Source organism: Fortiea contorta PCC 7126, from assembly GCF_000332295.1.
Lineage (GTDB): Bacteria > Cyanobacteriota > Cyanobacteriia > Cyanobacteriales > Nostocaceae > Fortiea > Fortiea contorta.
In genome coordinates this window covers 3,090,350-3,116,235 of record NZ_KB235930.1, presented here as the reverse complement: position 1 = coordinate 3,116,235, position 25,886 = coordinate 3,090,350, and the positions used below count along the sequence as shown (strand labels likewise).

Here is a 25,886-nt window from a genome sequence, read left to right as displayed (position 1 = left end):
GCAAAAAGCACCAACCCCTTTATTTATAAGGTTTTTAGCCTCTTACACCACTTGACACTAATTCTTGAAAAATGACAAATAATTCTTTAATGGACACAAGTAATCCAAGCTTTGATTAATTATTAGAAATTTAACGTAGGTTCGTAGTTAGCACTTTATTACTGAATATTGATAACCAAAAGTTAAACATCCTAGTATTTAATACTCAAACACCAGGATGCTTAACAATAAAAATTGCTGCTCTAGCAACAATAACTGGGAACACTATGATATTCAATTCTTTGCGATTAAGAAGCAGAAACCTTTAAACTATCAGGCTGTGCAAGATTACCTTGTAACACTACGCCGCGTTGATTGGCGTGGAGATGACGCAGAATTTTATAAATTGCTTCAATTTGGTCAGTTGCGCTGGCTTTTTCAGCAATTTCTGCGAGAGTAAGGGCGGTTTTTTGTGTTTGCAGCACTTCTACAACTCGTTTTTGCAAGTCTAAAATTACTGCAGCGGCTTTTTTACCGGCTTCTACCCCTGGTTGATGGTAGGCGTTGATGTTGACCAAGCTAGCGTACAAACCAACCGCACGCTCATATAAAGCGATTAACGCGCCGACCGTGCGGGCGTTGACTTGAGGAATGGTGACTGTGATAGAGTCGCGCTGATTTTCATAAAGCGCTTGGCGAGTTCCTTGGAGGAAACCGGAAAGATAATCTCCTGATGTCACTCCTGGGTCGATTTCTGGAGATGGGCCTTGACGATCTTCTAGAACTTCAATCAAGGTAGCAAAGAAATTCGGTACACCTTCGCGTAACTGCTGTACGTAAGCGTGTTGGTCTGTTGAGCCTTTGTTTCCGTAAACGGCGATACCTTGATATACGGTTTTGCCGTCTAGGTCTTTTTCTTTACCCAAAGATTCCATCACCAGCTGTTGTAAATAACGGCTGAATAATAGTAAGCTGTCTTTATAAGGTAGGACAACCATATCTTTTTCGCCTCGCCCGTTACCAGAGAAGTACCAAGCTAAAGCAAGTAACGCGGCTGGATTTTTCTTGATATCGCTAATGCGGGTGGCGTCATCCATTTCCTTTGCACCCTCCAGCATGGCACGAACATCAATACCTTGTAATGCGGCTGGTACTAGTCCGACTGCAGATAATTCTGAGGTGCGTCCTCCTACCCAGTCATACATCGGGAATGTCGCTAGCCAGTTTTCCGTTTTGGCAACTTTATCAAGGTTGCTACCCGCGCTGGTAATGGCTACGGCGTATTGAGCAAAATCTAAATTTTGTCCGGCGTAGGCTTTTTTCACCTCAATCATGCCGTTGCGGGGTTCTGGCGTCCCCCCAGATTTAGAAATCACTACTACCAAAGTGCTAGCGAGGCTATTTCTCAGGTGAGCGAGAGTCCGGTCAATCCCTGCGGGATCACTATTGTCGATAAAGTGAATTTTGAGAGGAGGAAAATCCGGCGCGAGGGCTTCGGCGACAAATTGGGGGCCGAGGGCGGAACCACCAATGCCGATAGAGATAATATCTGTGAAACGGTTTGCCCTGGGAGGATGAATAGCACCTGTTTGGACTTTTTCGGCAAAGGCTTCAATTTGTTCTAAAGTTTGAACAATTTCTTGGGTGAGTTCTGGCGTCGGTGCTAAATCGGGATTTCGCAGCCAGTAGTGACCGACCATGCGATTTTCGTCGGGATTAGCGATCGCACCCTTTTCCAATTGAGCCATATCCGCAAACGCTTTGTCAAACTTCGGCTGCAACGATTCCACAAAGGTATCATCAAACCGTATCCGACTCACATCTAGGTATAGTCCTAATCCCTCGTGGAAATATAACCAATTTTGGTATCGTTGCCAAAGTGCCCTAGCATCCATAGGGAAATCTCAAATAAAGTGTTTTCCAAAAACCAGTTTAATGTAAGGTCGTAGCGATCCCTGCTTTGCCTTATACAGTTTTAAGTGTTGAGTCAACTCCGCTTCTAAACATCTGGCATAGGGATGACCCGCAAAAATTTAATAATTTCGCCCCTAATTTCTATACCAATTAGATAACCGTCTAGGGTGAAGCGATGAAAAATTCCTTCACTGTCAAGTCGTCGCAGTTCTGGAAGACTCCGCGTCTGCCATTTTTGAGGGAAATCAGTAAAAACAAAATCATACACCCGCTCATAGGCAGATGGTTCTAAATTTTTCAGGTCTACGAGAAAAGACCTCGCATAGCGCACTTCTAAACTCACAGGGCTTGAGGGGTTAGGGATTAGGGCAGAAATTCAGAAAAACATTAACAGTCGCATGGCTTCTTCATGGGTTAAAATGTCCCACGGTTGCTGCGATCGCTTAACTTGTGCTATGGCTTTGAGCATGTAAAAGTCACAATACAAAGTGTAAACAATATTCCAAGTACTTTGTAAATCCTCATCGGCTACTTGCTCAATTAGATGATGGATTCTCATCCGCAACAAATTCATATGTCAATATATTATCCACAACCCCAAAATAGTATGCCCAGAAAATGGCTCTAATTATACTGATATATTCGAGGATGAGGAGGTGGGGTGATGGGGTGATGGGGTGATGGGGTGATGGGGTGATGGGGTGATGGGGTGATGGGGTGATGGGGTGATGGGGTGATGGGGTGATAAGGTGACAAGCTAAATAACAAATGACCAATAACTAAATTTTTATGTTTGAATATCTAATTTTCTTAGCAATTTCTACAGCCACTTTTGCCCTGTTTAGCTTGGGACTAAATTTACAGTGGGGTTTTACAGGGTTGATTAATTTTGGTCATATTGCTTTTATGACCTTGGGTGCGTATACAACGGTTTTGTTAAGTTTACAAGGTGTGCCGATTTTGTTAGCGGCGCTGGTGGGGGCGATTGTTGCAGCTTTGTTGGGGTTGGTGATTGGTTTTGCAACTCTGCGACTGCGGGAAGATTATTTAGGTATTGTCACTATTGGTGTGGGGGAATTAATTCGACTGGTGTTGAATAACCAAGATTTACCTGTGGGTAAGGCTTGGGTTTCTGGGGCGTTTGGTGTGCAAAGTTATCCAATTCCTTTATCAACAACACCGAATTTGTTTTTTCAATTTGTACTAATTGGGGTGTTGTCGTTGCTGTTTGCGGTGAGTTTGTTGGCGTTGTGGCGATGGGTGCAAACTGCGCGAAGATTGCGGCTGACAGATTCAGCTAAGAGTAGCAAACAAGAATTAAGCACGCGGTTGGGTGTGGGAATTGTACTCGGCTTGTTGGCAGTGGCAATTTATATTTCTGGGGTATTGATGCTGTATAATTATGTGCCGAGAGCGGGTTTGATGGTATTATCGCTGTTGGTATTAGCTTTTGTATTTTGGCGTTTAGAAGTTTTAGTGCGATCGCCATGGGGTAGAGTTTTAAAAGCTATCCGCGAAGATGAAGAAGTCCCGAAGGCGTTGGGTAAGAATGTTTTTTGGTATAAATTGCAATCATTAGTTTTGGGTGGTGCGATCGCAGGTATTGCCGGAGCCTTCTACGCATGGCAACTGAGCGCCATATATCCTGATAAAACCTTTGAACCACAGGTAACTTTTGATTGTTGGATTATGGTAATTCTCGGTGGTTCAGGAAATAATCTCGGTTCAGTTGTAGGTGCGGTAATTTACTTTGCTTACGACGCCCTCACCCGCGAATATCTGCCGAAAATCGTTCCCCTTGATGAAGCTCGTTTAGGTGCATTTCGCATCATGGTAATTGGTTTAATTTTAATGGTGCTGATGATTTGGCGTCCTCAAGGTATCCTAGGCAAAAAGGAGGAACTAACCCTTGGTAAATAACCAACCTTTATTAGCAGCCACTGGACTATGTAAAAGCTTTGGCGGCGTCAAAGCAGTGCATGAAGCGAGAATCGAAGTTGCTAAAGGTAGCATCACGGGTTTGATTGGCCCCAATGGTGCGGGGAAAACCACCTTATTTAACTTGCTTTCTAACTTCATTCGCCCAGATAAAGGACGAGTCGTTTTTGACAGCGAACCGATTCACCAATTGCAACCATACCAAATTGCCCAGCAAGGATTAATCCGCACCTTTCAAGTAGCGCGGACTTTATCAAAGTTGTCGGTGTTAGAAAATATGCTGTTGGCGGCGCAAAAGCAAACAGGTGAAAACTTTTGGCAAGTGCAGTTTCAGCCGCATATTGTAGCGAAGGAAGAAAGAGAACTCAAAGAACAGGCGATGGCTTTGTTAGCTTCTGTGGGATTGGAGAAAAAAGCCCATGAATACGCAGGTGGGTTGTCTGGGGGACAACGGAAACTGCTAGAAATGGGAAGGGCGCTGATGACAAATCCCAAGTTAATTTTGTTAGATGAACCTGCGGCGGGAGTGAATCCGAGATTAATTGATGATATTTGCGATCGTATTCTTGCATGGAATCGCCAAGACGGCATGACCTTCTTGATTATTGAGCATAACATGGATGTCGTCATGTCCTTGTGCGATCGCGTTTGGGTGCTCGCAGAGGGGCAAAATCTCGCCGACGGTAGCCCTGCAGAAATTCAAACTAATGCCCAAGTTTTAGAGGCTTATTTGGGGAAATAGGGCATGGGGAATGGGGCATTGGGCATGGGGCATGGTTAATTTTTGCCTATTGCTAATGCCCAATGCCCAACAAATATCCTCTTCGCAATTATGAGGCTTATCACTCATTTGAGCCATTGTTGTCTCCAGAGCAACTTTAGGATTTAAGCATTCTCTTTGTGTAAAAATTGAAAAACAGGATAATATTTGACGCTATGTTACAGAATACCTATCAACTCTCTTTGACGTTTGAACAAATACTTACTCTAGTTCAACAACTTTCTGATTCAGAAAAATTGCTACTGAGCAAAGAACTAGAAAAGGAAACTTTGAGTAAAAAGTTAGTGCAGTTACTAGAAATATTTCAAACTAACGAATTATCTCTAAAGGAAATTACAGAAGAAGTTGAAATCGTCCGTTCTCAAATTTATGCCAGAAAACAAAGCAGCCAAGATAATCATTGATACTAATCTTTGGATTAGCTTTCTGATTGGTAAACAATTGAAAGAATTAAAAAGCCTTTTGGTTGAAGAAAGGCTGCAAATCGTAATTTCAGAGCAAATCTTAGAGGAAATTATTATGGTCACTCAACGTCCTAAGCTACAAAAATATTTTCCATATGACAAAGTTGATGAATTAATTCAAATTTTGCGAACTATTGGTTTATTGACAAACATTACATCAGAAGTATTTCTTTGTCGTGATGCCAAAGATAATTATATTTTAGCACTAGCTAAAGATAGTGGTGCTAATTTTTTAGTTACGGGAGATCAAGATTTATTAGTAATTAAAAAATTTGAGAATACTGAAATTATTACCTACCAAGAACTTTTGCTCAAATTATAAAATTATTAAACTCCAGTAAATTAAAAAAAGCAAATATGGAGAATATATAGAAATCTGATATGATTTATGAAAAAATCTAAGTCTTTATAGGGTGTGTTGCTGCGAAGCACAACGCACCGTCAAGAATTCAAGGTGCGTTAGCTTATGCTCCATTCCCCATTACCATTACTTATTCAAAATTGCCGGGTATTGTTGTAATACTTGTCGCAAATATTCCCCAGTATAAGATGTGGGATGGTCTGCTACTTCTTCAGGTGTTCCTGCTACTATTAATTCTCCTCCTTTATCGCCACCATCTGGCCCCAAATCTATCACCCAATCTGCACAACGAATCACGTCTAAGTTGTGTTCAATTACTAAAATTGAATTGCCTTTATCTACTAATCTCTGCAACACATCTAACAGTTTGTGCACATCATAAAAAGATAAGCCTGTAGTTGGTTCATCGATTAAATAAAGGGTCTTTCCTGTGGCGCGGCGAGATAATTCTGTGGCTAATTTTACTCGCTGGGCTTCACCACCAGATAGGGTTGTGGCTGGTTGTCCTAATCGCACGTAACCTAACCCAACATCAACTAATGTTTGTAGGCGCGTCACAGCTTTAGGAATGTTTTGAAAAAACTCTAAACTCTCTTCAACTGTCATGTTGAGGACATCTGAAATAGTTTTATCTTTGTATTTCACCTGTAATGTTTCACGGTTGTATCTTGCTCCTTTACAAATTTCGCATTGTACATAAACGTCAGGTAAAAAGTTCATTTCAATAACATTTACACCCTGTCCGCTACAAGCTTCACAACGTCCACCTTTAACGTTGAAGGAAAATTGTCCGGGTTTATAGCCTCTGGCTTTGGCTTCAACTGTTTGCGAAAATACATCCCGAATTATGTCAAAAACGCCTGTGTAAGTTGCAGGATTAGAACGGGGTGTGCGTCCGATGGGAGATTGATCAATGACAATGGCTTTATCAACTGCATTTAGTCCATGAATTTCTCCCAATTCTTTCGGTAAGGGCACTTTTTTTAGCAGGTGATGTTGCAATGCGGGGTAGAGTAATTCGTTAATTAAAGTGGATTTTCCGGAACCAGAAACGCCAGTTACAGCGACAAGTTTTCCTAAAGGAATTTCTACATCAATATTTCTGAGGTTATTGCGATGGGCGTTTTTAATAATCAAACTGCGCCCATTTCCTTCGCGGCGTTCTGCTGGCGTAGCTATTACTCGTCTTCCTGATAAATAAGCACCAGTTAAAGAATCTTCTGCTGTTAGTAAAGCTTGTAAATCACCTTGGGCGACGATATTTCCGCCATGAATTCCCGCACCAGGGCCAATATCAACTATGTAGTTTGCAGCCCTGATAGTTTCTTCATCGTGTTCGACGACAATTAAGGTGTTACCTAAATCGCGCAATTTGGTTAAAGTTGTCAGTAATCGGCTGTTATCGCGTTGATGTAAACCTATACTTGGTTCATCTAAAACATAGAGAACTCCTGTTAACCCTGAGCCAATTTGTGTTGCTAATCTAATGCGTTGGGCTTCACCGCCAGAAAGTGTCATGGCTGCACGATCTAAGGTGAGATAATCTAAGCCGACATCTAATAAAAATTGTAATCTGGCTTTAATTTCTCGCAGGACTAAATCAGCTATTTGTAATTGGCGATCGCTCAATTTTAAATGTTCAATTCTCTCCCGACAATCCCGAATTGATACCCCCGTTAAATCCAATATTCCATACTGTCCCAATCTGACAGCTAAAGCTTCTGGTTTTAATCTTTTGCCATGACAAACTTCGCAAGGTTGGTCAATTAAATAATCTTCTAATTTTTGTTTAACTAACTCAGAACCACCCTCATATTGTCGTTGCAAAATGGGAATCACACCTCGAAAAATCTGCTTCTTAGATTCTGCTTTGGCGTGGTTTTCATCTTCACCAAACAAAACGGTATGCTGCTGTTCTATTGTTAGTTTGCTCCAGTTGTTTTGCAATTCAAAGCCATAAGCTTGTCCCAAACTATAAAGCAGTTCTAAATAATAAGAGTTATCTTTTTCTGACCAAGGTGCAATGGCTGCATAAACTGGCGCTTCTGGATCTGGTACAATTAAATCAGGTGAAAATCTTCTTAAGCTGCCAATACCGTGACAGTGCGGACAAGCACCATAAGGTGAATTAAAGGAGAATAATCGCGGCGATAATTCTTCCATGACTGCGCCATGTTCTGGACAAGCAAAATTTTCCGAAAATACTAATTCTTCTTGTTCTGGATCCTCACCAGTAATAATATTAGCTATACCGCCAGATTGTTTGAGACAAGTAGACAAAGAATCGACCAAACGTTCTTGAATCCCGTCTTTTTTCACCAAGCGGTCAATCACAACTTCAATGGTGTGAGTTAAATTTTTATCTAATTCAATGGCGTCAGATAACTCGCGCACTTCACCATCAATGCGGACACGCACAAAACCTTGAGATGCGAGACTGGATAAAAGTTTGCGGTGAGTTCCTTTTTTCCCCCGAACTACGGGCGCGAGAATTTGGAAGCGAGCGCGATCGGGTAATGCCATAATGCGATCGCTCATCTCATCTATCGTCTGGGGTGCAATACAGCGATCGCATATGGGACAATGGGGTTCACCAGCGCGCCCATACAACAGTCGCAGATAATCATAAATCTCTGTCACCGTCCCCACAGTCGAACGGGGATTATGAGAAGTAGACTTTTGGTCAATGGAAATCGCCGGGCTTAAACCCTCAATCGCTTCTACATCCGGCTTATTTAATTGTCCCAGAAACTGCCGCGCATAAGCACTAAGTGATTCCACATAGCGGCGTTGTCCCTCAGCAAAAATCGTATCAAACGCCAAAGAAGACTTACCAGAACCCGAAACGCCCGTGAAAACGATTAAGCGATCGCGTGGTAATTCCAAGTCAATATTTTTCAGATTATGTTGCCTCGCACCCCGAATCCGAATGGTATTCTGGTGATTGTGGCCGGGGTAGGGAAGATGCCCATTTAGCGATGCTGCTAGCTGTTGGTCTGACATATTGGCTGGTCGAGACATGTTGCGCCGTGAAACAGTCCTTAATAATACTATCTTTAATAGCTTTATACTAGAACAATAGTACTGTTTTACCCAGGTCTAGGTTCGGAAGCTGGAAAAATGGCTGGGAATCTGTTCTCTGTTATGTTAGGGTTGTTGACTTGTTGCATAAATCTTTTTTTGTTTCGCGCAAAGGCGCAAAGGCGCAAAGAAGAACGCGAAAATTAGGGCTTTTGCAAGAGATTCTATGAACGAATGCTCACAAGGAAGAATGAAAATACCTCTTCCCTAATCCCTAATCCCTGTTCCCTGTTCCCTGTTCCCTGTTCCCTTCTCCAATAACAATTACTATAAATAATCTCTCACGCTTGCGGCTAGGTGAAAAGCAAATAGGGGGGGGACTGCGTTACCTAGTTGGTTGAAACAGCTGGTTTCTGAACCTACAAATTTAAACCAATCAGGAAAACTTTGTAATCTTGCGGCTTCTCTTATTAATAACCGTCGCCGTCTCCCATCAGCAAGTTTAATTCTGTGCATATCGCCTGTGGCGCCGGCTAAGTTTCTGCAGGTTAGGGTTCTGGCTGGTTTGTCTAAATGTAGGTCACGGGGATTTTTACAAAAAGAGGCTTTTTCGTATTTGGCTATATATGCATCCATGTTAGGTGTGAGGAATTTTGATTCTGGAGGTGCTTGTTTTGCTAATTCTTCTAGTGCTTCGCCTGCAGGGATTTTTTTGGTGAGTAATTCTGGAAATTTAAAGTTTCCTTGATGACCGACAACGATTAACCTTTCTCGATTTTGGGGAACGCCAAAATTAACTGCGTTTAATAATTTCCACTCGACGATATAACCTAGATTTTGTAGAGATTGAACAATTTCTTCTAGATAACACCTATTTTTATATAGCAATCCCCGCACATTTTCAAATAACCAAATTTGCGGACAAAGCTGTTTGACTGCATTAATAAAAATGGGAAAACCATCTCGTGAGTCTTGTAATCCTTTTTGGTTTCCTCCTACACTGAAAGGTTGACAGGGAGGCCCACCAATGACGACTGTGGCGGGTGGTAATTCTGTCTCGGATGTGAGCAGAATTTGAGTACAATTTCCTTTTAAGTTTTGTTGATAGGTAGCGCAAGCATCAGCTTCCATTTCAAAGCCGTGGGTGGTGAATCCTTGGGCTTCAAAGCCAAGAGATAAACCACCACAACCAGCGAATAAGTCTACTATTAATGGGCTACGGAAAGATGTTGGTTTTAGTAGATAATTTAGCTGCTCGGCGTAGCTCATTTTCTGTTAATTGGCGCAATTTTGGTGATTATATATCATCAAATGTTTACGTCTCTACGATTTCGCGCACGAGAGACGCCAATTTATCAGCACTATCGGGAACTGCGATCGCTCTGGCATTTTCTGCCATCTTGGCTAATTCTATCGGTGAGTGTAACAAACTCAAAACCTGATTTTGCAAAATCTCTGCTGTTAATTGGGATTGTGGAAACGCTAGCGCTGCTCCAGCTTTGGTAAACACTTGAGCATTATAGGTTTGATGGTCTTCGGCTGCAAAGGGGTAGGGAATTAAAATTGCTGGTAAACCACAAACTGCTAATTCTGTCAAGCTACCTGCACCAGAACGACTAATGGCTAAATTCGCTCGTCGCAACAACGCCGCCATGTTGTTGTAAAAAGGTAAGGCTATATACTGCGGATGTTTGAGGCTGTCGGCTTCTGGGTCTTGATCTCCAGTTAAATGTACGATGTGAATACCTGCATCGAACCAAGCTGGAGCGGATTGTCTGACTAATTTATTGATACCAACGGCACCTTGGCTACCACCAAAGACGATAATTAAGGGAACGCCTTCTGGTATGGGCAAATCTAGTGTTGTGTCAGTTTCTGGCTCCAGAAATTGCGATCGCACCGGAGTTCCTAAGCAGACATTTTTAGCACGAGGTAAGTACTCAGTAGCGGCAGTAAATCCTACTGCTACCACACTACACCAAGGGCCAAAGAAGCGTGTTACTTTACCCGGTAAGGCGTTAGACTCATGGAAAATTACGGGTAGACCCAAAGAACGGGCTGCAATTACTGCAGGCCCGGCGATATAGCCCCCTGTAGTAAACACACCTTGAAACTTTCCCTGTTTGAGCACTCGCCTAACTTGGAGAATCGAACCGATGAGTTTAACCAAGATGCGTAAAGATGATATACCCAATCCTTGTTGAAACCCTTCAACGGCAATAGTATTCAAAGGATACTGTTGCGGGACTAACTGAGTCTCTAACCGATTGGGGACACCAAGCCATTCAATTTCATAATCTGGTAGCTTTTGAGCGAGGGCGATCGCTGGAAACAAGTGTCCACCCGTACCACTCGCAGCTATTAGTAATCTAATCGGTGCATCTACCATCAAATCTCTACCGTTTAGCTCCTAACTTAATTAAGATAAAACAATTTCCTGACGTTCTCACGTAAATCAGCAAACTATTCCCGATGACTAACATTATTGCTTTATTGGTGAACCGCCAACGCCGATTTCCCCAGCATGTCTGGCTAATTTTATTCTTCTTGACACTGGGAATCATCAGTGGTTGGCAATGCGCTCAAGCCAGTACACCAGAAACGGCTCCCGCTGAACTGAAAAACTTGTTGACGCAAGTTGACGCCGCAGCTAGCCAGGGTGATGTCAAAAAGGTGATAGCGTTTTACAGCGCCAATTTCACTCATGGCGATGGCTTAAACCGCCAGACTTTAGAAAAAGCTCTAACTGAACTGTGGAAGCGATATCCACAATTAAAGTACAGCACAAAGCTGGAATCTTGGAAATCTGAAGGCAACGCCATTGTGGCAGAAACGGTAACTAATATTACCGGTTTACCTGCGGCTAACAGCAATAATTTAGCTTTCAATGCCACAATTAAATCACGTCAGCGTGTCACAGGTGCAACAATTGTCCGCCAAGATATTTTGTCTGAACGCACTCAGCTGACCTCTGGTGTGAAACCACCGCAAGTGGAAATCAAATTACCGCAGCAGGTAAAGGTCGGTCAGCCTTATACTTTTGATGCGATCGTGCAAGAACCTTTGGGTGATGATTTTATTCTGGGGACAGCATTAGAAGAATCTGTGCAAGCAGATAAATATCTCAACCCCACATCCGTAAATTTAGAATTACTCACATCCGGGGGACTGTTTAAAGTGGGACGCGCCCCATCTACTCCCGGTAATCAATGGGTTTCTGCAGTTATCCTGCGGGGTGAGGGAATGACGATGGTAACTCAGCGTTTGCAAGTGGTGAATAAATAAGAGTTTAAGGAATAGGGATTAGGGGCTAGAGTTTTGTTCTTTTCCTATTCCCTATTCCCTGATATTTTGGATTGAATCTGAACTTTTGAACCATGATGATTTCTTTAGAAAATCAAATTGTGTTAATCACGGGTGCAAGTAGTGGTATCGGTGCTGCTTGTGCGAAAATGTTTGCTGGCGCTGGTGCAAAACTAATTTTGGCGGCGCGACGGTTAGAAAGGTTAGAGGAATTAGCAAAAAGTTTAACGTCTGCACAAATCCATTTGTTAGAGTTAGATGTGCGCGATCGCTCTGCTGTGGAATCGGCAATTTCTCATCTCCCTTCTTCCTGGTCTGATATCGATATTCTCATTAATAATGCTGGTTTAAGTCGTCGTTTAGATAAGTTGCATGAAGGCGACTTTCAAGACTGGGAAGAAATGATTGATACCAATATTAAAGGTTTACTTTACCTCACCCGTTATGTTGTTCCGGGAATGGTCAATCGCGGTCGTGGTCATGTGGTCAATCTTGGTTCCATCGCTGGACATCAAACTTATCCCGGTGGTAATGTCTACTGTGCCACAAAGGCTGCGGTTAAGGCGCTTTCGGAAGGCTTGAAACAAGACCTCTTGGGTACTCCCGTCCGTGTGACTTCCGTTGATCCGGGGATGGTGGAAACAGAATTTAGCCAAGTCCGATTTCATGGCGATGTTGACCGAGCCAAGCGCGTTTACCAAGGAGTCAACCCACTGACTGCTGATGATATAGCTGATGTGATCTTTTTTTGTACTACGCGATCGCCCCATGTCAATATTAATGAGGTGATTCTCATGCCGGTTAACCAAGCTAGCGCCACATTGGTTCATCGCCAACCGTGAAACAAATCGAACTTCGTTGACAAACTCATGGAACAATCCAATTGCATTAGAACCTCTACCAATACGAGCCAGAAGGATATCTGGTAACCCTCCCAATTTTTCTTGACAAGGCTTGGGCAACTTTGCCTAACGTTTAGCCCAAATTATCATATTCAAAATTAGGCGTTGCAAAATCATGGACTAATTTAGCCTCATTTGAACGACTTTTCAAAGGGTTCAATCACCAAACTATGCCATATTTATACAACGCCCAAAGTTGTTACTCCATACACTTTGATTGAATTCAAAGTTATTACTTTTAATTCTTCTTAATTTTTTAAGAAGCAAATAAGCAAATTTTGAATTGTTTAGTGCTGGGGTTGAATATAGTTACTTATATCTAGATTATTAATAGGGGCTTTTTTCTGGATATAGCAGCTTAATACGCTTTTGTCGTAATGCTAATTCTTCTTGGTGTAGCTGGTCTAACTGGTCTACTACTTCTTCTTCTACCCCTATAATAGAAGCCATTTGTTGAATTTTTTTCTTTTCATCTTCATGCAGTTCTCCATCAGCAGTAGAAGCTCTAATTGCTGTGAGAAGTAAATCTCTTTGCGCGATAGATACTTGAGGAGAGCGAGCAATTACCTCTTCTATATCTTCATCTGCTTCGTATGCTTTTAGCTCTTCAATTACCCAGTTTGCTACTCCCCAAGATGCACAAAATCCAATAGCCCAATCTTTCTCTTCGCTTGCGAGAACTCCATCTCCCTTAGCGCAACATAAAACTGATTTCATATAAATGCAACAATCTTCATCTGTCGGTATCTCGTTAAATCCAAAGAACCAATTAAATATCCAAGATTGACCAAGTTTTTTGATGTCAGACATGATTTTCCCCTGTTTACTAATTTCTGTTTGCTTATTTTAGCGTGGAATTATACTGAAATATTATCAGTACTAGAACAAAAACACAAGGACAATTAAGACAGTTAAGAAATAATTTTTGAACGGTTAAGACAGTTAACAAAACAAAAAATAACGAAAATACTGGACAAAAGCGAGTACACCAAGCTTATGAAAATCTTGGTATTAATCACATTGGCTTTGTGATTAAAGATGGCGAAGCTATGCAGAAACTGCTAGAAGCTAGTGGCATTGAGTATTACACAATGACAGCATCGGAAACTAAACATAGAATTTATGTCAACGATCCAGATGGTAACGAAATAGAATTAGTTGAATATGTACCAGAATATGCTTTAAAATAGCAGACTTGGAGGTCAAGAACTAGTTTAAAAAAGCTGAATATAAGGTACAAACTAGGAAATGAAAGAAACTCTACCCTCAGCGATTTAATGTTTTCTAAACATAGGTTTACTTGTATCATCGGGTACTAAGGATTAGGACATACATTATGTAATGGAGAATTGCTATAAAAGTTTTTCGTCTCTAATTCCTTACCCCTTTTGTTTGCAAAACAGGAGAAATTCACCATGAATACAACCAAAAAAGTTGCAGTAGTAACCGGAGGAAATCGCGGTTTAGGATTTGAAGCTTCTCGCCAATTAGCGAAACAGGAATATCAAGTTATTCTGACGAGTCGGAATGAGATGAAAGGACAAGCCGCTGCTCAAAAATTACAAGATGAAGGTTTAAATGTCCAGTTTCATCATCTTGACGTCACCAGCGATGAAAGCAGCAGAATATTAGCCCAATTCATTCGCCAAGAATTTGGCAAGCTTGATGCTTTAGTTAATAATGCTGGAATTTATATCGATGTTCAATCCAATAGTAATAGCATAGTCAATTCTCAAATAGAAACCATAGAAAAAACCTTGGAGACAAATCTCTATGGTGTTTTACGAGTAACTCAAGCGTTAATTCCGTTGATGAAAGAACAGAATTATGGACGCATTGTCAATGTTTCTTCGGGAATGGGACAGCTAACCGATATGGAAGGAGGTTCACCAGGATATAGAATTTCTAAAACAGCTTTAAACGCCTTAACACGAATTTTTGCTAGCGAATTACAAGAGACAAATATATTAGTTAATTCTGTCTGTCCAGGTTGGGTGAAAACTGATATGGGTGGTGCTGAAGCACCTCGCACTCCAGAACAAGGAGTTGATACAATTGTCTGGCTCGCAACTCTCCCCCCTGGCGGTGCTACAGGTGGATTCTTCCGCGATCGCCAATTAATTGACTGGTAATCAAAAACAGGTTAGGGGCTAGATATTAACAATCAGGAAAACTCTTATCTATCCCCTCCTTGCTAACCCCTAACCCCCAGTAACCGCATTTGTATCATATCGATCTCAACTTATTGAGAGATATATAAGATAATCTAGAAAACTAATTTCCTAAAGACCATACTTAAACCCCAATAATTTAACCCTTCCTCGCCTAATCCAGCACTAAAATAAATTTGCTGGCATACTCAGCGAAATTGTCCCATCTAGAGTGTTGTTACCCTGTGCATAGTTCTGTGTTACCGACTATTAACACCTTAAAACAACCCACAAGTAGTGCTTGGGTGGAGCAGGCGATCGCCAATTTAGACACGATCTTGCTCGATCATTCTCACTGCGAACGCAAAGCAGCTGGGGTGGCGTTGAATTTTATGTTTCGCTATCCTTCCAATACTAAAATGGTGCGGGAATTAACAGCGATCGCTCGTGAAGAACTAGAACACTTTGAGCTAGTTAATCAATGGTTAGAACGTCGTCATATCCCCCTCGCTCCCCTACCACCACCCCCCTATGGTGCTGGCTTAAAAGCTCAAGTCCGCTCCTCAGAACCCCAAAAATTTTTAGATTCCTTACTTGTCACAGGTTTAATCGAGGCTCGTAGTCATGAACGCTTGGGATTATTAGCTACACACTGTCCTGAGCCAGACTTAGCCAAATTTTATCGCGGTTTAATGGCATCGGAGGCACGACACTTCGGTACTTATTGGGTTTTAGCTGATACTTACTTTAACCGTAATATTGTCAGGCAACGGCTTGAAGAATTGGCAATAGTCGAAAGTGACTTACTGGCAAATTTGCATCCAGAACCAAGAATTCACAGTTAGCAAGCTAGCACAACAGATATGAAACTTCAGTTATCACACATTCGACTGCTTGTTTCCAACTACAAAGATTCTTTCTTATTTTACCGCGACGTGCTGGAATTGGATGTCGATTGGGGAGACGAAAACACCGGGTATGCCGAGTTTCTCACGGGAAATATTAAGCTAGCCTTATTCCCAAAAGATTTAATGATTTCGGTGCTTGGTAATGAGCAACTTTCAGTTTTTCCTGCTCAAGACAGAAAGACTTTAGTTTTTGCAGTCGATGATGTGGATGAAGTGTACCAGCGTCTCAAAGATCATTACACCACAATTGTGACGCCACCAATAGACCGTTCAGAATGGGGAATTCGCACCGCGCATTTTCGTGATCCGGACGGTAATTTGCTGGAAATCTATAACAATCTCGGTATTCTCAGTTAGACTTTTATAAGTTTAAGTGTATACCACATAACTGCTGAAAAGTCTAGAAATTGACTCCTGACGATAAATTTATTCGCGAGTGCGCCCCCGTTACAATTGCAGAAACTGGCGCAACATCACAGGCTGAAATTAAATCTATCAGTTAAGATCACATCTGTGAGGAATTGCCAGCGCCAAAACTCAAAAGTGCATTAATCCTGATGTTGATTGAAAAACCACTTGTGCTAGCACTGGCAAAACTCAGATATGAAGACTAGTGCCTGAGATTAACTCTGCAAAATTCGCTATTCGGTCGATAAACTGGAAGATGAATCCAGAAAATTTCTCTGTGCAAACTTGACTGCAACTCCACTTCAATTGAAAATTTTACGATGAGAGATTATTATCGAGACTTTTTGATTCGTAACTGGGAGAAGGGCGATCGCACAGGCGCCGCTGCAGTCATTAGTTATGTATTATCAGAATACGGTTTGAGTTGGGAACCCAACGGTGCAGACCGAGACGTGTTGCAAGTGGAAGAATATTACTTAGCCACAGGTGGTGAGTTTTGGGTAATTGAGCACCAAAATCAAGTGGTAGGTACGGGAGCATACTACCCCATACATCGGGGCAAAAAGGCTGTAGAAATCCGCAAAATGTATCTTTTATCAAGCGTGAGAGGATTGGGACTGGGAAAATATTTGTTACAACAGCTAGAAGCAGCGATCGCCGCCCGCGGTTTCGACGAAATATGGATTGAAACTGCTAGTGTTTTGGTTGAAGCAGTGAAATTATATGAAAGTAAAGGCTACAAACCAGCAACCGAAGTAGAAACGAAAAGATGCGATCGCGTGTATGTTAAATTCCTGATCTAAAACTTACTGACTGGCGGTAACATCTCAAATACCCCAATCTGCAAATCAGGAAACTCTAGGGGTGAAATATTCATATTTTCTGTCAAAATCTCTGCACTTTGATAACCATCTTCAGTTGGTTGACGAAAAACGTGCAATTGACGGCTGACTACATCTAACACCCAATAATCACTAATTCCCGCTTTGGCGTAAGCTTTACCTTTAGTTTCGCAGTCCAGCTTCAGGCTGCTATCTGCTACTTCAATCAGCAAATAAACTTCAGATGGAGTAGGATGATGATCTGCATAGTCCAAAGGATCTATTTTTACCACAGCAACATCTGGCTCTGGTTCCGACTGTTCATTTAACTTAACTGGGTCTTGAATAGATATCCAAACCTGATGACCTAAACGCTTTTCTAGTAATTTATATGTTCTCCCCACTGCTGAACGATGGGCTGTTCCTTTAGCAATCATCCAGATAATCTTTCCTTCTAAGAGTTCCACTCGTTCATCTACAGCAAAAATTCCCGCCTCAGCCATCCGGTGGTATTCCTCAACTGTCCAGAGGCGAAGTTGTAGCGTCGTTTCTGTATTTTGCATGGCTGATCTAGCAAATGTGAGGGTTGCGAGCATTAGTATGCTAGCATTGGTTGCTAATTCCCAAAGACGTTTGCACAGCTTGTAATGACAAATCATCGATGACCAATGACAATTGATGTCAGTTATCCCTGATGTCAAAAGGACACATTAGCCATGATTTATGTCCGAAATGCACTCAAAAGCTTACTTAACCTGTTTTTGCAACCTCCTTGTCCCCTGTGTCAACGCTCTACATCTAGCGATCTTTGTCCTTACTGCGAACGACAGTTGCACACATGTCAACAGAAAAACCCTGAGGCACGATGGCTAGAACCGATACCAGTGTTTAGTTGGGGCGTATATGGTGGTTCTTTAAAAAGAGCGATCGCCGCGATGAAATATGAAAACCAGCCCCAAATCGCTCACCTTTTGGGTCGATGGTTAGGGGAAGCATGGTTATTAAAACCTCCAAAATCTAACGCAAATTTGATCGCTGTTCCCATCCCACTCCACACTAGCAAGCTAAAACAACGTGGTTACAACCAAGCAGCGTTGATAGCAGAAAGTTTTTGTCAAACAACTGGCTTAAAATTAGAAACCAATGGTTTGGTAAGAATTCGAGAAACTAAAGCACAGTTTGGTTTATCCGCATCAGAACGAGAAAAAAACTTAGCAGCAGCTTTTGTTGTTGGCAAAGGATTGCGCCGTTATCCAAATGCCACAGTATTATTAATAGATGATATCTACACTACTGGTGCTACCGCCGCTGCTGCAGTACAAACATTTAGTCAATGTGGAGTTGACGTTTTAGGGTTAGCAGCACTAGCTACGACTGCAAAAGATAAATAACTACACAAGTAATGGGCAAGCCAGACTTGAGAACTTTATAATTAACCAAATTCACCCTGTTTAATGCTTGAAATGATCAGCAAAGTTTTTGTAGCGAGTTGCACACAAGTTATTATTCTGCCTGCAATATTCTTGACAATTACTATTAGTACAAGAGCAGCTTTTGCTCAAAATAAGTTATATAGTCCGATTCCTTTAACTTCTAGCACCGAGTTTACTGATACGCTTTCAGACAAAGACATTCCCACAGGTCAAGGCGGATTTGCTCGTGATTATGCGGTGAAGTTAAATAAGGGCGATAATTTAGCAGTTGATGTGGCTTCGGAAAATTTCGACAGTATCATTACACTACTAGCACCCAACGGCACAACATTAGTAGAAAATGACGACGGGCCTGATGGTAGTAGCAATTCTCTGTTATTTACTCGCATCGTCGAAAATGGAACCTATATTATTCGCGTCCGGTCTTTTGGTGAAACAGGGGTGGGAAACTTTAAGCTGAAGGTGACGAGGTTGCAACCGATTAAATAATATGATTGAGCATTCGGCGTCAGCGAGCTACTGCTCAACTAGAGTTATGAGGTACATAGTAACTGATGTGGTGGAAATTAGTTATCGTTCTCATATTTCAATTTCCTACTCCCTATTTTCTTAAAATATAGTCAGTACGCAAAGAAATAGGGCTTCAGTCCACTCGACGACGGCGCCGTAGGTGTCCCCGGTGTGTCCACCTAGTTTGTGGTTAAACCAAGCACCAGTTAAAGTAGCGATCGCACTTCCAGCAAATACCATTCCCACTGCTAAAAATAGGCGTTTGTTATCTAATAACACAACCAAACCACTCAAGCCCAACAATAACAATAGTCCCGGTAATAAATCTTTGTATGAGCGAATGGCTTGTTTGTGCAATGCGCCTTTACCAGTGGGTTTTAAGTAAGGATATTGGGCGATCGCCAGCTGCTGTCCCCACCGTCCCCATCCACAAGCCGCTATCAACACCAACCAGCGGTCTGCTTGTATATCGGTCAAAGCTGCGGTTTTTAGCAGTACTATAGCGATCGCTGCCATTGCACCAAATGCACCAGTAGCACTATCTGCCATCACCTCTAATCGTCGTTCCGGGTCGCCTACTGCTAAACCATCAGCAGTATCCATCGTACCATCTAAGTGTAATCCCCCAGTAATGACGATCCAACTGCACACTACCAACGCACTACGAGTTAATACTGGTAAACCCAGATAATTCATTCCCCCATCCCACAACCCCAACACTCCCCCAATTATCAGTCCTACAAGTGGTGCAAGCTGTGCTACTTTTGCAAATTCTAAACCTTGTATATATGGCAGAGGAATAATTGTGTAAAAAATCATACTTGATATTAAATACTTCCACCACTGAATTTGATTCGCCATATTAGTTACAATAGTCAAAAAACTATTTACAAATGAAGCCTACAATTGAGATTCAAACAGCATTTGAACATTTTAAAGCTTTAGATAAGATTTATTGGGCATCCAGATTCATGCAGAAAATTTTGTTATGCTGGTCTCAGTGATGACGGTATATAATAGTATTTTTTTTAACAAACTTTCATTAATTTAGGAAATCAAAATTGCATCAAAAATCACGTTGTTTCAGATTCTCAAATTAATAACTAATTCCAGGTGATTAGACGATCGCCCTACAAAATTGATATTTTTTTAAATGTAGGGAGTTCACGGGCTGTTCACCTAGCTGTTTAGCTGTGTTGCAACTCACCTTTGCTCATTCCCCATTCCCTTATGAGTCACCATCTACCCGACGCCAGGATACCAGCACCGTGTATTGTCAACACGGGCATTATTGTCAATAAACTCGACATGCGCCGATTGCTGGCTGATTTAGGTCGAGTCCACTACATCTACACCCAAGAAAGCCAGTTACTGAGCGAGGGTGACGGGGATGTGATGGAAGTGTTTGCGAACCCGCAACGATCTACAGTAGTCGCCAACCACACACTTTATCTGAATCTTTATAGTTTTGATTATTTAGAACTCAAACAGTCCCCGCAACAAGAAACCCACTTTGATTTGGTACAGGAAGGCTTTTGTTTGCGGCTGATTCCCCTCTCGACTCCCTTACAAGAGCGCAGGGATCGTAACTTGAACGTCAACGCCATAGAAGCGATGATGGAGCAAGTACTTTCGGCTAGATGGGATGCGGAAATGGATGATGAGAGTTCTGACTCGTTTTGATTAGAAACTATAATTTTCGGGAAATTAATAATTGGTAATTGGTCATGGGGAGTTGATGATAGGGTCAGCCATCACTAATAACTCGTTACCGATTACCATTATTTATCTGAGTCCATAATTTAACTAGTATTATTTTTGCCTTGAGTGCTAACTTTTCTTTTCAAAGTCTTGCTCAGTGCAGCCAGACAAAAGCAAGAGCAGGAGTGTTTCATACCCCTCACGGTATCGTAGAAACACCTAGATTTATGCCAGTGGGGACATTAGCAAATGTCAAAACTGTGACACCATCCCAGCTTAAGGATACTGGGGCACAAATGGTATTGTCTAATACCTATCATCTCCATATCCAACCAGGAGAAGCGATCGTCGCCGGTGGTGGTGGATTGCATAAATTTATGGGTTGGAATGGGCCGATGCTCACGGATTCCGGAGGGTTTCAGGTTTTCAGCCTCAGTGAAATGCGAAAAATTACCGAAGAAGGTGTGACTTTTCGCTCGCCACACGATGGACAAATTATCAACCTTACACCAGAACGCTCTATAGCCATCCAAAATACTCTGGGAGCAGATGTGATCATGGCGTTTGATGAGTGTCCGCCTTACCCAGCGACTCGCCAAGAGGTAGAAGCCGCAACCGAGCGTACTTATCGTTGGTTAGAGCGCTGTGTGGTGGCTCACAACCGCAGCGATCAAGCGTTGTTTGGGATTGTGCAAGGTGGTGTATATTTAGACTTGCGCTCCCAAGCCGCCGTTGGTCTAGCTAAGTTAGATTTGCCAGGATATGCCATTGGGGGCGTCAGCGTGGGGGAACCGCCAGAATTGATGGCGCAGATTGTGCAAACGACAGCACCACTGCTCCCACCAGAAAAGCCGCGTTACTTGATGGGTGTGGGCACATACAAAGAGATGGCGATCGCCATTGCTTCTGGTGTAGATTTATTTGACTGCGTGATTCCCACCCGTTGGGCGAGACACGGTACCGCCATGGTTCGGGGCGATCGCTGGAATTTAAAGAATGCAAAATTTCGTGAAGATTTTGCACCTTTAGATGAAACTTGCCCATGTTATGCATGTCAAAACTTCAGCCGCGCCTACATATCTCATCTAGTGCGATCGCAAGAAATCCTCGCCTACACGTTGTTGAGTATCCACAACATCACCGAACTAATTCGTTTTACTCAAAAGATCCGTGAAGCCATACTCAGCGATCGCTTCGTTACCGAATTTGGTCACTGGCTCAATTAAAGAATAGAAGCAAGCAGATGAGAAGATGAGGGAGAAATGACTAATAACAAATGACCAATGACCATTCCATGTTAAGATACATCTCAATTATGAATGCTGTGTTGGAATAGGTGGATTTAAACAAACATGGAAGCAGCACTTTTATTAGCAAAACTGCCTGAAGCTTACCAAATCTTCGACCCCTTGGTGGATGTTCTCCCAGTGATTCCCGTTTTCTTCTTGTTACTTGCTTTCGTTTGGCAAGCAGCAGTGGGTTTTAGGTAAGTTAATCTATTGACCAGATTCCAGGACAGGCGTTTTTCCTGTCCTATTTTTTTACTCAAAAATCTTTTTTAAAGTTTACGCTTCTTAATATTTTGTAATAACTTAATATAAGTAAGTAAGACTGTTGATCAAACCAGGTGAACACAAAGCTGTAAGCCAAGCTTACAGACAAGGAGGGATAAAATATGGGCAATATTAAATTCGTTAAAGAAGATAAAGAAGTTATAGCTGCCGATGGCGCCAATCTCCGGCTCAAAGCCATGCAAAATGGCATTGATATCTATACATTGTTTGGCAAAATGACCAACTGCGGCGGCTATGGTCAGTGTGGGACATGTATTGTGGAAGTAGTTGAAGGGATAGAAAACCTTTCGCCCCGAACAGATGTAGAAAATAAAAAATTGAAAAAAAAGCCAGAAAATTACCGTCTTGCTTGCCAAACTTTAGTGAATGGCCCCATTAGCGTAGTCACCAAACCGTAAGCTTTCGGGGCGATCGCTACTGCTATGATTTGCATCCAGCCATTACCCACAACATTTGCCAGTATCGAGATTGCTCTTTGTGAATAGGGAATTGCTTAACTCTGTCATGGATGATGCTATTCTAATCTTGTTGATTGGAAATTTAAGAGAGGCTTTCTTGCCATGCAAGTGAATGACCTAGGGTTCGTAGCGAGCATTCTGTTCGTACTAGTCCCTACTGTATTTTTGTTAATTCTGTACATCCAAACTGCCAGCCGCGAAGGTAAAAAAGATTAATACGTTGTCCATAAAATAAAAAACCCCTGTACCAAAAGTGTAGGGGTTTCTATTCTTCAACCGCTTTATATTCTGTTACTAAGCAGATGTCCGCGCCAACAACACAGGACAAGTAGCATTGACTCTGACATAATCAGATAAAGATGCACCAATTAGTCTGTCGATATCGACAAAATTCTTAGCCACCGATGGACGGCGATCGGGAGAACCCAAAAGCAATAAGTCTGTGTTCAACTCCTCAGCCAAGCGACAAATTTCCTCACCTGGTTTACCGCTGCTAACAAAACAACGAGCCTGTACCCCCAGCTTGGCTGCTTCGGTAACCGCAACCGCTAAAACAGAATTTTTGTCTGGGATAACTTCGTTGAGTTCAGATGATTTACCGCGCAAATCTGTAGTCACATTAGTCAAAATGAGTTGTCCGCCGGAAATACCTCGCAGCAAAAACAAAGCTAAATTCAAGCAATGTTTAGCAGCATCAGAATTGTCCATTGCTACCATAACGCGCTTAATTCTTTTGACATAAATGTCATCTTTTACTAGCAGCATGGGGCGAGAAGACAACTGAAAAACATACTGACTAACTGAGTTTGCTAATATCGATTGCAGTCGCTTCAGTCCCCGTGAACCCATAATAATTAAATCAGCATCCATTTCGTCAGCTACTTGGCAAACCACACTTTTGGGATCACCTTGGCGCAAAATTGAGGAAACCTGACTCGGATCTAAATTCAAAGACTGAATCGCATTAGCCAATATTTTTCCGCCTTCTTCCCACTTCTCGGTCATCACAGTAGCAGTAGATTGAGGAGGAACAACATGCAAAACTGTAACTTTTGCAGCCTGGATTGATGGCACTTCCTTCAATGTTTTGAGCATCTCTTCTGCGTGCCCTAATCCAGAGACAGCTAGCAAAATTTTCTCTATCATCTTACGTCTTGTTGTTAAGGTTGCTTTGGGTTTTGCTCTGAGTAATTGGCTCAGTCAGGGTTTTTGCTACCTTGCTGAACAACCTAGTCAATCATGTTGTACAAATAAACTAATAATTAATAGTCAAAAATTTTCAATTATTAGTATTAAACTATAAAGTTTATTTGCACTTAGTTATTGATGATTTTCAACTAGGCTTCGATGATTAAGCATACTCTCAATTTAACGTGAATAACTTAATGAATTATGATATTAGTTATTATTTTTAATCTATGTTAATCTTTGTTCATTAAACACTAGTTAAGTATTGCAAAGAAGCACGGGAAGTATAGCATTTTTGTAGTTTTTTTTGAAAAATTCGAGAAAATCTTAAGACAAATTATGGTGTTTATATAGATTTTTAATTATTGAATGCAATTAAAAAACTCTATAATCATTGTCCATAAATTACAAATCCCGTATTTTTACAGTTGACCTTTGACCATCAAATTACGTTAGCCAGCAATTTATGAAAGTTTTGGATAGTAAAAATATGATTAGTCGATAAATTTTTGTAACTATGAACAAGAAAATAGACGCATTTTCAAGCCATTCTTTAGTTAGCAATCTATTAGTCTTTACGTTTATTGTGATAAAGGTTACAACAGAGTCTTGAGTGAGAATTTTAAACGCAGAGGTTTAACGTCAAGGATGGAGAATATTACTCCTGGTGCGTTAGCGCTGAAGCTCTGAACTGAGCAAGCCTTAGCTCAAGCTTCTCTCTGCGTTTTCCTGTGCAAGGATCTACAGGGCAAATTACGAAATTTTACTCACTAGCGCTGTATCTATCTCAGATAAATCACCCCAGCAATCAAATTTTGAGGTAATTCATGCGCCACTTTGGATTTTGGGCGTCTTTGTTCCTGACCATCGCAGCCAGCTACTCGGCTCAAATGTTGTTTCGGGAAACCGTCGCCAACTCTGTTCCAGTTGAAGAGTCCGAAGCCAATCCGATTTTATTAGCACAAGCCAATTACCTCTCACCTCTGGAACAACAGGTAATTGCTGAGACAAACAAAGTGCGGACTAATCCCAAAGCATACCTACCCATTTTAGAAAGCTATAAAAAGCGCTTCCAGGGAAATCGCGTCAAAATTGCTGATAACACCTATTTAGTAACTCAAGAAGGTGTGAAACCTGTAGATGAAGCGATCGCATTTCTCAAATCGGCTCGCCCTGTGGGAGCATTGAGAGCATCCAAAGGAATGTCTTTAGGCGCTAGAGATCATGTCAAAGACCAGGGAGCAAAGGGTGCGTTAGGACACAACGGTAGCGATGGTAGTACTCCCTTTACGCGTATCAATCGTTATGGAAAATGGCAAACCAGCGCCGCCGAAAATATTAGCTACGGCCCAAACACCGCCCAAGATATAGTCATGCAACTAATTATTGATGATGGAGTCCCATCACGTGGTCATCGACAAAATATCTTTAATAATACGTTCAAAGTCACTGGCGTTGCCTATGGAACTCATAAATTATACAAAACAATATGTGTTATTACTTATGCTGGAGGTTATTTAGAAAAATCTCCTTAGAGAATTGGTATAAGACTGACAATTAATTATTTAAGTAAAAAAAGAGCCTGAGTCAGGCTCCTAGTTCAAAAATAGCTCACGGAATTTTGATTAAAGAAGTCTGAGGCTAATTTCATCCTTCAAACTTTATCTTTCAGCTAACTACTTAATAGTCACCTTACCACCAGCTTCTTCAATTCGCTTCTTAGCATCTTCAGCCGCATCTTTAGCAATACCTTCTTTAACAGCTTTGGGAGCAGCTTCCACCATATCCTTAGCTTCTTTCAGACCCAAACCTGTCAATTCCCGGACAATCTTCAGCACGGCGATTTTCTTATCAGCTGGGACTGATTCCAGAATCACGTTAAACTCGGTTTGTTCAACAACTTCTTCTGCAGGCGCAGCCGCACCAGGTGCAGCCATCATCATCATCCCACCTGCAGGTGCAGCAGCACTCACACCAAAAGCTTCTTCAATTTGCTTAACTAATTCAGCAGCTTCTAGCAATGACAAAGACTTGAGTTGTTCTAAAATTTGATCGGTTGCAGTAGACATTGA

Annotated in this window: 31 protein-coding genes; 19 read left to right on the top strand and 12 right to left on the bottom strand. The window is 41.7% G+C overall.

What is annotated here, in order from left to right; genetic code table 11:
• Positions 1-287 precede the first annotated feature (287 nt).
• From MIC7126_RS0114360 to MIC7126_RS30475, 4 genes are all read right to left on the bottom strand, one after another.
• Positions 288-1,874: a glucose-6-phosphate isomerase gene (locus MIC7126_RS0114360; protein ID WP_017653850.1), complete on the bottom strand. Its 1,587-nt coding sequence runs from the start codon at positions 1,872-1,874 to the stop codon at positions 288-290.
• A gap of 104 nt (positions 1,875-1,978) precedes the next feature.
• Positions 1,979-2,236, bottom strand: coding sequence for a hypothetical protein (locus tag MIC7126_RS0114355; protein WP_017653849.1), 258 nt, complete (start codon positions 2,234-2,236; stop codon positions 1,979-1,981).
• Positions 2,237-2,269: 33 nt separating this feature from the next.
• The gene (locus MIC7126_RS0114350) at positions 2,270-2,467 is read right to left on the bottom strand and encodes a hypothetical protein (RefSeq protein ID WP_017653848.1); all 198 of its coding nucleotides are present in this window, start codon (positions 2,465-2,467) and stop codon (positions 2,270-2,272) included.
• 50 nt (positions 2,468-2,517) lie between these two features.
• Positions 2,518-2,661: a hypothetical protein gene (locus MIC7126_RS30475; protein WP_154655897.1), complete on the bottom strand. Its 144-nt coding sequence runs from the start codon at positions 2,659-2,661 to the stop codon at positions 2,518-2,520.
• A gap of 21 nt (positions 2,662-2,682) precedes the next feature.
• Here MIC7126_RS30475 and MIC7126_RS0114345 point away from each other — a divergent pair, with 21 nt between their 5' ends.
• The 4 genes from MIC7126_RS0114345 (at position 2,683) to MIC7126_RS0114330 (ending at position 5,398) form a co-directional block, all read left to right on the top strand.
• Positions 2,683-3,813, top strand: a complete 1,131-nt coding sequence (locus tag MIC7126_RS0114345) for a branched-chain amino acid ABC transporter permease (protein ID WP_017653847.1) — start codon at positions 2,683-2,685, stop codon at positions 3,811-3,813.
• Positions 3,803-4,573, top strand: a complete 771-nt coding sequence (locus tag MIC7126_RS0114340) for an ABC transporter ATP-binding protein (RefSeq protein WP_017653846.1) — start codon at positions 3,803-3,805, stop codon at positions 4,571-4,573. Before MIC7126_RS0114345 ends, MIC7126_RS0114340 begins: the two co-directional genes overlap by 11 nt.
• Before the next feature lie 194 nt (positions 4,574-4,767).
• The gene (vap15, locus tag MIC7126_RS0114335) at positions 4,768-5,016 is read left to right on the top strand and encodes a type II toxin-antitoxin system VapB15 family antitoxin (protein ID WP_017653845.1); all 249 of its coding nucleotides are present in this window, start codon (positions 4,768-4,770) and stop codon (positions 5,014-5,016) included.
• Positions 4,982-5,398 carry a putative toxin-antitoxin system toxin component, PIN family gene (locus MIC7126_RS0114330; protein ID WP_017653844.1) on the top strand — a complete coding sequence of 139 codons (417 nt, stop codon included), beginning with the start codon at positions 4,982-4,984 and terminating at the stop codon, positions 5,396-5,398. Before vap15 ends, MIC7126_RS0114330 begins: the two co-directional genes overlap by 35 nt.
• A 165-nt stretch (positions 5,399-5,563) precedes the next feature.
• On the opposite strand, the gene uvrA is transcribed toward MIC7126_RS0114330, so the two are convergent.
• From uvrA to murG, 3 genes are all read right to left on the bottom strand, one after another.
• Positions 5,564-8,440, bottom strand: a complete 2,877-nt coding sequence (uvrA, locus tag MIC7126_RS0114325) for an excinuclease ABC subunit UvrA (RefSeq protein ID WP_017653843.1) — start codon at positions 8,438-8,440, stop codon at positions 5,564-5,566.
• 345 nt (positions 8,441-8,785) lie between these two features.
• A complete protein-coding gene (locus MIC7126_RS0114320) occupies positions 8,786-9,727 on the bottom strand; it encodes a DNA cytosine methyltransferase (protein ID WP_017653842.1) in 942 nt (313 codons plus the stop codon).
• A 46-nt stretch (positions 9,728-9,773) separates the two neighbouring features.
• Positions 9,774-10,847, bottom strand: coding sequence for an undecaprenyldiphospho-muramoylpentapeptide beta-N-acetylglucosaminyltransferase (gene murG / locus MIC7126_RS0114315; RefSeq protein ID WP_017653841.1), 1,074 nt, complete (start codon positions 10,845-10,847; stop codon positions 9,774-9,776).
• A gap of 83 nt (positions 10,848-10,930) precedes the next feature.
• Here murG and MIC7126_RS0114310 point away from each other — a divergent pair, with 83 nt between their 5' ends.
• On the top strand, positions 10,931-11,743 hold the full coding sequence (locus tag MIC7126_RS0114310) for a hypothetical protein (protein ID WP_017653840.1): 813 nt from the start codon (positions 10,931-10,933) through the stop codon (positions 11,741-11,743).
• A 95-nt stretch (positions 11,744-11,838) separates the two neighbouring features.
• A complete protein-coding gene (locus tag MIC7126_RS0114305; protein ID WP_026100263.1) occupies positions 11,839-12,603 on the top strand; it encodes an SDR family oxidoreductase in 765 nt (254 codons plus the stop codon).
• A gap of 387 nt (positions 12,604-12,990) precedes the next feature.
• Here MIC7126_RS0114305 and MIC7126_RS0114300 read toward each other — a convergent pair whose 3' ends face one another.
• The gene (locus tag MIC7126_RS0114300; RefSeq protein ID WP_017653838.1) at positions 12,991-13,473 is read right to left on the bottom strand and encodes a tellurite resistance TerB family protein; all 483 of its coding nucleotides are present in this window, start codon (positions 13,471-13,473) and stop codon (positions 12,991-12,993) included.
• Between the two features lie 218 nt (positions 13,474-13,691).
• On the opposite strand from MIC7126_RS0114300, the gene MIC7126_RS27625 reads away from it, so the two are divergent.
• From MIC7126_RS27625 to MIC7126_RS0114275, 5 genes are all read left to right on the top strand, one after another.
• Positions 13,692-13,853: a VOC family protein gene (locus tag MIC7126_RS27625; RefSeq protein ID WP_017653837.1), complete on the top strand. Its 162-nt coding sequence runs from the start codon at positions 13,692-13,694 to the stop codon at positions 13,851-13,853.
• Between the two features lie 225 nt (positions 13,854-14,078).
• The gene (locus tag MIC7126_RS0114290) at positions 14,079-14,795 is read left to right on the top strand and encodes an SDR family oxidoreductase (protein ID WP_017653836.1); all 717 of its coding nucleotides are present in this window, start codon (positions 14,079-14,081) and stop codon (positions 14,793-14,795) included.
• Positions 14,796-15,058: 263 nt separating this feature from the next.
• Positions 15,059-15,658, top strand: coding sequence for a MiaE family protein (locus tag MIC7126_RS0114285; protein WP_026100262.1), 600 nt, complete (start codon positions 15,059-15,061; stop codon positions 15,656-15,658).
• A gap of 18 nt (positions 15,659-15,676) precedes the next feature.
• A complete protein-coding gene (locus MIC7126_RS0114280) occupies positions 15,677-16,078 on the top strand; it encodes a VOC family protein (RefSeq protein WP_017653834.1) in 402 nt (133 codons plus the stop codon).
• 371 nt (positions 16,079-16,449) lie between these two features.
• The gene (locus MIC7126_RS0114275) at positions 16,450-16,932 is read left to right on the top strand and encodes a GNAT family N-acetyltransferase (RefSeq protein ID WP_017653833.1); all 483 of its coding nucleotides are present in this window, start codon (positions 16,450-16,452) and stop codon (positions 16,930-16,932) included.
• On the opposite strand, the gene MIC7126_RS0114270 is transcribed toward MIC7126_RS0114275, so the two are convergent.
• Positions 16,929-17,513: a Uma2 family endonuclease gene (locus MIC7126_RS0114270; protein WP_026100261.1), complete on the bottom strand. Its 585-nt coding sequence runs from the start codon at positions 17,511-17,513 to the stop codon at positions 16,929-16,931. The genes MIC7126_RS0114275 and MIC7126_RS0114270 overlap by 4 nt on opposite strands.
• Positions 17,514-17,666: 153 nt before the next feature.
• Between MIC7126_RS0114270 and MIC7126_RS0114265 the strand changes: the two genes are divergently transcribed.
• Together MIC7126_RS0114265 and MIC7126_RS0114260 are read left to right on the top strand one after the other, a co-directional pair.
• A complete protein-coding gene (locus tag MIC7126_RS0114265; protein ID WP_017653831.1) occupies positions 17,667-18,341 on the top strand; it encodes a ComF family protein in 675 nt (224 codons plus the stop codon).
• 72 nt (positions 18,342-18,413) lie between these two features.
• Positions 18,414-18,872 (top strand): PPC domain-containing protein, encoded by a 459-nt coding sequence (locus MIC7126_RS0114260; protein ID WP_026100260.1) that lies wholly within the window; start codon positions 18,414-18,416, stop codon positions 18,870-18,872.
• 120 nt (positions 18,873-18,992) lie between these two features.
• Here MIC7126_RS0114260 and cobS read toward each other — a convergent pair whose 3' ends face one another.
• Positions 18,993-19,754 carry an adenosylcobinamide-GDP ribazoletransferase gene (cobS, locus tag MIC7126_RS0114255; protein WP_026100259.1) on the bottom strand — a complete coding sequence of 254 codons (762 nt, stop codon included), beginning with the start codon at positions 19,752-19,754 and terminating at the stop codon, positions 18,993-18,995.
• A gap of 369 nt (positions 19,755-20,123) precedes the next feature.
• Here cobS and MIC7126_RS0114250 point away from each other — a divergent pair, with 369 nt between their 5' ends.
• From MIC7126_RS0114250 to psbM, 5 genes are all read left to right on the top strand, one after another.
• On the top strand, positions 20,124-20,576 hold the full coding sequence (locus tag MIC7126_RS0114250; RefSeq protein ID WP_026100258.1) for a hypothetical protein: 453 nt from the start codon (positions 20,124-20,126) through the stop codon (positions 20,574-20,576).
• Positions 20,577-20,716: 140 nt separating this feature from the next.
• Complete coding sequence (gene tgt, locus MIC7126_RS0114245) at positions 20,717-21,820, top strand: tRNA guanosine(34) transglycosylase Tgt (protein WP_026100257.1); 1,104 nt, start codon at positions 20,717-20,719, stop codon at positions 21,818-21,820.
• Between the two features lie 126 nt (positions 21,821-21,946).
• The gene (locus tag MIC7126_RS28860; RefSeq protein ID WP_006195022.1) at positions 21,947-22,084 is read left to right on the top strand and encodes a photosystem II reaction center protein K; all 138 of its coding nucleotides are present in this window, start codon (positions 21,947-21,949) and stop codon (positions 22,082-22,084) included.
• Positions 22,085-22,269: 185 nt separating this feature from the next.
• Positions 22,270-22,566 carry a 2Fe-2S iron-sulfur cluster-binding protein gene (locus tag MIC7126_RS0114235; RefSeq protein WP_017653826.1) on the top strand — a complete coding sequence of 99 codons (297 nt, stop codon included), beginning with the start codon at positions 22,270-22,272 and terminating at the stop codon, positions 22,564-22,566.
• Positions 22,567-22,728: 162 nt separating this feature from the next.
• On the top strand, positions 22,729-22,842 hold the full coding sequence (gene psbM, locus MIC7126_RS29435) for a photosystem II reaction center protein PsbM (protein WP_081603031.1): 114 nt from the start codon (positions 22,729-22,731) through the stop codon (positions 22,840-22,842).
• 78 nt (positions 22,843-22,920) lie between these two features.
• Here the strand turns inward: psbM and MIC7126_RS0114230 are convergent, their stop codons facing one another.
• Positions 22,921-23,772 (bottom strand): universal stress protein, encoded by an 852-nt coding sequence (locus MIC7126_RS0114230; protein ID WP_017653825.1) that lies wholly within the window; start codon positions 23,770-23,772, stop codon positions 22,921-22,923.
• Positions 23,773-24,704: 932 nt separating this feature from the next.
• Between MIC7126_RS0114230 and MIC7126_RS0114225 the strand changes: the two genes are divergently transcribed.
• Positions 24,705-25,349 (top strand): CAP domain-containing protein, encoded by a 645-nt coding sequence (locus MIC7126_RS0114225; protein ID WP_420795565.1) that lies wholly within the window; start codon positions 24,705-24,707, stop codon positions 25,347-25,349.
• A 141-nt stretch (positions 25,350-25,490) separates the two neighbouring features.
• Here the strand turns inward: MIC7126_RS0114225 and rplL are convergent, their stop codons facing one another.
• On the bottom strand, positions 25,491-25,883 hold the full coding sequence (gene rplL / locus MIC7126_RS0114220; protein WP_017653823.1) for a 50S ribosomal protein L7/L12: 393 nt from the start codon (positions 25,881-25,883) through the stop codon (positions 25,491-25,493).
• Between the last annotated feature and the right edge of the window lie 3 nt (positions 25,884-25,886).